1 protein-coding gene is annotated in these 1,049 nt (G+C 31.6%); it reads left to right on the top strand.

Going from position 1 to position 1,049, the window contains the following annotated elements; all coding sequences use genetic code 11:
* Positions 1-174: 174 nt before the first annotated feature.
* Positions 175-1,049, top strand: an 875-nt coding sequence (locus tag DWX76_RS13725) for a glycosyltransferase family 2 protein (protein WP_147353875.1), incomplete at its 3' end; no start/stop codon positions are given.

Genomic DNA, 1,049 nt, shown 5'->3' with positions numbered 1-1,049 from the left:
AGAAAAAGCACCGTTTTATTACAATAGAAAAAGCACCGTTTTATTACAATCAAATTCATTTTAAAGAATTGGATATTTTGAGAAAGACACATTTTTGGGGATATTCAATTTTAGCGTCGTATAAAAAGAAAAAGGATAATCGATTCACAAAAGATGGAAAGTTGACAAATTAAGATGAAAGAAAATCAACCCCTTATTAGTGCTATTATGCCAATATATAAGACACCAGAACCCTTTTTAAGAAGTTCGATTGAAAGTGTACTGGGACAGACTTTAAAAGATTTTGAATTAATTTTGGTAGAAGATGGATCACCAGATAATTGCGGAGAGATATGTGATGAATATAGGCTGAGAGATGAACGGGTAAAAGTAATTCATCAAAAAAACTCAGGAGTTAGTGCGGCAAGAAATACTGGATTAGCTCAAGTTCAAGGAAAATATTTAACATTTATTGATTCGGATGATAGATTAGTTTCAAATGCATGGGAAATAGCCTTAAAAAAAATACAAAAGTCGGAAGCTGATTGTATTGTGTTTGGATGGAAAGATTTTACAGCCGAAGGAGAAATAACGGATCATCAAGTGACAAATAAGGATATAACATTGGATGCTTCTGAAATGGCATTTCAAATAGCATCGGATAATTTTTTGTGTGGTGGAGGGTATCCATGGAATAAAATATGGAATGCAGAAAAAATAAGAAGAGAATATGGAAACATTGTAAAATTTACAGATAGAGTTTATACATACGAAGACAAATTGTGGATTATTGAAGTGCTTGAAAAAATGGATCGAATTATCTTGATACCGGATGTGTTATATGAATACCGGTACCTTCCGTCCAGTTTAACACAAAGTCCTGAAAAATGGGAGAAACGTCAATTTAATGCATATGATGCATATGATATTATATTGGACAAACTGCGAGGAAAGAATGAAAAGGCATATAGAGGTGCTTTAAAGTTTTATTTTGGTTTTAATTTTACTGATTTGCGAAATATGTATCCATATCGAAAAGATGATATTGAGAGATTTAAAAAAACAAAAAA

The sequence above is a fragment of the Clostridium sp. AF21-20LB genome (genome assembly GCF_003478795.1).
GTDB classification, from domain to species: Bacteria; Bacillota; Clostridia; order Lachnospirales; family Lachnospiraceae; genus Otoolea; species Otoolea fessa.
Note: the sequence above shows the minus strand (reverse complement) of the source record. Positions and strands in the feature narration are given on the sequence as shown.